3 protein-coding genes and 1 pseudogene are annotated in these 4903 nt (G+C 69.3%); 2 read left to right on the top strand and 2 right to left on the bottom strand.

What is annotated here, in order from left to right; genetic code table 11:
• Both AD428_RS22790 and AD428_RS22785 read right to left on the bottom strand, forming a co-directional pair.
• Positions 1-563, bottom strand: a 563-nt coding sequence (locus tag AD428_RS22790) for an ABC transporter substrate-binding protein (RefSeq protein ID WP_152968201.1), incomplete at its 3' end; no start/stop codon positions are given.
• A gap of 39 nt (positions 564-602) precedes the next feature.
• Positions 603-2631: pseudogene (locus AD428_RS22785) on the bottom strand (ligand-gated channel protein).
• 207 nt (positions 2632-2838) lie between these two features.
• Here AD428_RS22785 and AD428_RS22780 point away from each other — a divergent pair.
• Both AD428_RS22780 and AD428_RS22775 read left to right on the top strand, forming a co-directional pair.
• Positions 2839-3558 carry a response regulator transcription factor gene (locus AD428_RS22780; RefSeq protein ID WP_053246406.1) on the top strand — a complete coding sequence of 240 codons (720 nt, stop codon included), beginning with the start codon at positions 2839-2841 and terminating at the stop codon, positions 3556-3558.
• On the top strand, positions 3555-4903 hold a 1349-nt coding region (locus AD428_RS22775; RefSeq protein WP_369798819.1), incomplete at its 3' end, for a sensor histidine kinase. The genes AD428_RS22780 and AD428_RS22775, both read left to right, overlap by 4 nt.

Here is a 4903-nt window from a genome sequence, read left to right as displayed (position 1 = left end):
GCGCCCGCCCCGGCCGCCCGCCCGCGCAGCGCCGAGATGGACGCGTCCAGCGCCGCCAGCTTGCGCTGCGCCTCGTCCTGCCGGCCGTAGATGTCGCCCAGTATCGCCGCATTGCGCTTCAGGCTGCCCACCAGGTCCTTGGGATTCACCGTCAGGTCCACGGTGGGCGCAAGCCGCGACAACTCGTCATACTTGGGCGCCGAGCGGCCCGCTACGAAGATCACCTGCGGCGCGGCCGCGTGGATGACCTCGTAGTTGGGCTCGAACATGCTGCCCACCTTCAGGTAGCGCGCATCCGCGTACCGGGCGAGCTGGGGCGGCAGCTTGGCCGCGGTGGGCACGCCGGTGGGCTCCACGCCCAGCGCGTGCAGGGTGTCGAGCACGGCCAGATCCATGACCACCGTCTTGGCGGGCTGGTAAGGCACGCCGGTCTCGCCGCGCGCATGCCTGACCAGCACCGTCTGCTGCGCGGCCGCCGCCGCGCCCAAGCTTCCCAGGACCAGGGCCGCGCCCGCCCGGGCCAGCCAGCGGCGGACCTGCCCGGTCCGTACTTGCGTCGTCATTCGCACCTCTTGATCGGATGGGCTTGCGCCCGGGTTTCATCAGAACTTCACGCCCACGCCCAGCCAGTAGCGCCGGCCGTCCTCGACGTAGCCGTAGTCGTCGTAGTTCACTTCCTTGTCCAGCAGGTTGTAGATGCCGGCGTAGAGCGATACCCGCTTGTTCAGCGCGTAGGAGCCGCCCAGGTCCAGGAAGGTGTAGGACGGCGCCACCACGGACGAGGACGACGGCCCGGTGATGGGCTGGCTTTCCTTGCCGCGGAAATTCACGCGGGCCCAGGCCCTGAGCGCGTCCGACGCCTGCCAGTCCAGCGTGGCGGTAAACAGATGCTTGGGCAACTGGTTCAGCGGCTGGCCCTTGTATTCGCCGGATTTCTGCTCGGACTTGGTGTAGGTGTAGCTGCTCGTGAGCGACCAGTCCCGCGCCAGCGGCAGCTTCATGCTGGCTTCCACCCCGCGCGACACCGCCTTGTCCACGTTCATGTACGTGGTGGGGTTGGCGCCGAACTGGTTGGGGCCGTCCGTGCACTGCGTCAGCGGGCACGCCACGCGGGTGATCTTGTCCTTGAAGTCGTTATTGAACAGCGTGAGGCCGGCGTTGAAGCCCTCGCCGTCGTCGTACAGCACGCCGATTTCCTCGGTGACCGACTTCTCGGGCGTCAGGTCCGGGTTGCCGTACATGTTGCCGCCGCGGCTGACCTGGCCCCAGCCCGCCACCGTCTGGCGCAGGTCGGGCGCGCGAAAGCCGGTCGATACGCCGCCCTTGAGGGTCCAGCGCTCGGTCATGTGCCACACGCCGTACAGACGCGGGCTGAAGTGGTCGCCGAAATTCTCGTCCTTGTCCATGCGCAGGCCGCCGGTCAGCGCGAAGCTGTCCGTCAGGCGCCATTCGTCCTCGGCGAACACGGCCCACTGGTAGCGCTCCACCTTGCTGGGGCCGCCCTGGATCTGGTTGCCGGTGAGGTCGGTCAGGCGCTGGTTGAGATAGCTCGCGCCCACGTTGAGCATGTGCGAACCCAGCGGCACGGACCAGCTCGTCTGCAGGTCGAGGTTCTTGATCTTCATTTCGCGGCTGCGATTGTCGAACTCTTCCTGCTGGACATAGCTGTCGGACACCGCCCAGCCCCAGCGTCCCGTGTGCGAGAGGGCCCATTTGTTGCTGCGGTAGTCGTTCTCGGACGAGGCCGGGCAGCCGGTGCGCGGGCACGCGACGCCGGGCGCCAGCGGCTCGACCGTCTTGCCCAGCGTCTCCTGGCGCTTCTGGCGCATGGACGTGCCTTCCAGCACGATGTCGTGATCGCGGTTGGGCGTGAGAGCCAGCTTGGCGGTCACGCTGTTGGCGTTGCGTTTGGAGAAGCCGTTGTAGATGTCGTCCTCGTCGCGCTGCGTGGCCTGGCCATAGATCTGCAGGCCCAGCAGGTCGTTCTTGATGGGGCCGGCCAGGTAGAAATTGCCCTGGTAGATGTCGCCGGACTTGCTGCTTTCCTGGATGGTGGTGTCCATGCGGATCTCGCCGCCCCACTCCTGCGGCACCTTGCGCGTGATGATGTTGATCACCCCGCCCATGGCGTCCGAGCCATACAGCGACGACATGGGGCCGCGCACCACCTCGATGCGCTCGATGGCCGACAGCGGCGGCGTCCAGCCGCCTTCCACGCCGGAGGAATCCGAGTTGGTGCGGGTTTCGCGCGAGTTCTGGCGCTTGCCGTCGATGAGGATCAGCGTGTATTTGGGGCCCATGCCGCGCAGGCTGATATCCTGGCGGTCGCCGCCGCCGGTGATGACCACGCCGGGCACTTCCAGCAGCGCGTCGTTGACGTCGCGGTAGAACTTGTTTTCCAGGTCTTCGCGTGTAATCACGCTGATCGACGCCGGAGCGTCCTGGATCTGCTGCTCGAAGCCCGAGGCCGTCACCACCACGGTGTCCAGCGTGGTGGCGCGCCCCTCGGCCTGCGCCGAAGCCGGCCGCGCCGAAGCCGGCCGCGCCGAAGCCGGCCGCGCACAATGCGGCCGCCAGGCGCGTGCGCGCGCCCGGGCCACGTCTCGCCGTGGCCAGATATTTCCTGCTCATCGAGTGACTTCTCCCGTCGCCACCCGGTTCGCGCGCCCCGCGCGCACTCACCGGGCGATCTTTCTTGGTTATGAATGAAAACTATTCTCATATTAAAATCGGATGCATCCCGGGCCGGCAACGGGCTTTCGGCAACTTTTATCTTCTTTGCACTTCTTGACACACCGGCGCCGCGCCATCGGCCAAACTGCCGGTTGCAGAACCCCTATGGCTTTCACTCATCCCTCCGCAATCTCCCGCAGCATCCTGCTCATCGACGATGACGTCGAGCTGGCGCAGATGCTGTGCGAGTATCTGGAGCCCGGGCTGTGCCGCCTCGCCCTCGCGCACAGCTGCGCCGAAGCGCGGCCCCTGCTGGCCCGCGGCGATCTCGACCTGATCCTGCTCGATCTGATGCTGCCGGACGGCAGCGGGCTGGACCTGCTGCGCCAGTACCGCCGGCACTCGCGCCGGCCGGTCATCATGTTCACGGCGCATGGCGGCGAGGCCGACCGCGTACTGGGGCTGGAATTCGGCGCCGACGACTATCTGGCCAAGCCTTTCAGTCCGCGCGAACTCAAGGCGCGCATCACGGCCGTGATGCGGCGGTTCGAAAGCGCGCCCGAGCCTTGCGGCCCGCACCTGCGCGTGGGGCCGCTGCGCCTGGACCCGGCCAGCGGCGTGGCCCGCCTCGGCGAGGAAGACATCGCGCTCACGGGCGCCGAACAGCGGGTCCTGGAGATCCTGATGCGCACCCCGGGCCAGGTCGTGGCGAGGGACCAGATCAGCCTGTATGCCCTGGGTCGCGTGCCCGACCGCTACGACCGCAGCATCGACACGCACATCAGCAGCCTGCGGCGCAAGCTGCGCATGGACGGCGCGCCCGAGGGCCTGGCGATCCGCAACCTGCGCGGGCTGGGATACGTGCTGGCGGCGGGCCGGGCATGACCTGGCTGCCCACCCGCTCCCTCTTCTGGCGGGCCTTCCTGACGTTCTGGGGCGCGATGGCCGCCATCCTGGTGTGCGGCATGGTGCTGACCGCCGCCGTGGCGTGGCTGCGCTTCAATTCCCTGGACGGCCTCAGTCCGGCCAGCCTCACGCGCGACGCCGCGCAGGTGGCCGTGACCGAAGGCGAGCCCGGCCTCAGGCGCTGGGTCGACGCCATGGACGCGCACTACTCCGCGCTCAAGATCTATCTGCTTGACGACCGGGACGCCGACATCCTCGGCCGCCGGCTGCCGGCGCGCATGCGCGACTGGCTGGCCGCGTACCGCACCTCGCCCGACCGCCTCCGGGAAACCGAATATGCGCGCGCCGACCGCATTCCGGAACGCGTGTCCTGGTGGGATCCGCACCTGCTGGCGCTGCCCGACGGCACGCAGCGCCTGCTGCTGTTCCTTCCGTTCGACTCCTCGCACTGGGAGCTGCTGTCGCTGACGCCGGTGGCGCTGGCGCTGCTGCTGTTCGCCCTGGCCGTCACCGCGCCCCTGTGCTGGGCGCTCACCCGCCACGTCGCGGGGCCGGTAGCGCTGCTGCGCCAGACCACGCAGGCGCTCTCGGCCGGCAACCTGGCGGCGCGCACGCCCGCCAAGGTCGCGGCCCGCCATGACGAGATCGGCCTGCTGGCGCGCGATTTCAACGCCATGGCCGAACGGCTCAACGCCCTGGTCGGCATGCGCGAGCAGTTGCTGCACAGCATTGCCCACGAGCTGCGCTCGCCTCTGGCGCGCCTGCAGCTGGCGCTGGAACTGGCGCGCAACAAGGACGAGCGGCAGGCCGTGCAGCTCGACCGCATCGAACGCGAGTGCGAACGGCTGGACGCGCTGGTCGGCAACACCCTGAGGCTGGCGCGGATGGGCGCCCTGCCCGCTCCCGCCGAAGTGCGCGACCTGGCCGGCATCGTGGCCGCCGTGGCGCAGGACGCGCGCTACGAAGCCGCGGGCCGCGGCGTCCGGGTGGACTGCGACGCGCCCGGGCCGCTGCCGGTGCGGGCCGACGCGTGCAGCCTGTCCAGCGCTATCGAGAATGTGCTGCGCAACGCCGTGCGCTACAGCCCCGACGAGGGTACCGTGCACGTCCGCCTGCGGCCCGCCGGCGGACTGGCCTGCCTGGAAATCCGCGACGAAGGGCCGGGCGTGCCCGAAAGCGAGCTGCCGGCGCTGTTCGAGCCCTTCTATCGCTCGGCCTCGGCCAAGCCCGGCACGGGCACGGGCCTGGGGGCTGAGCATCGCCCAGGCCGCCGTTGCCGCGCACCGGGGCCGCATCCATGCGCGCAATGCCGCGCCGCATGGGC

Source organism: Achromobacter sp. DMS1 (genome assembly GCF_001270295.1).
The sequence above is the reverse complement of the archived record's forward strand: the minus strand, read 5'-3'. Positions and strand labels throughout refer to the sequence as shown.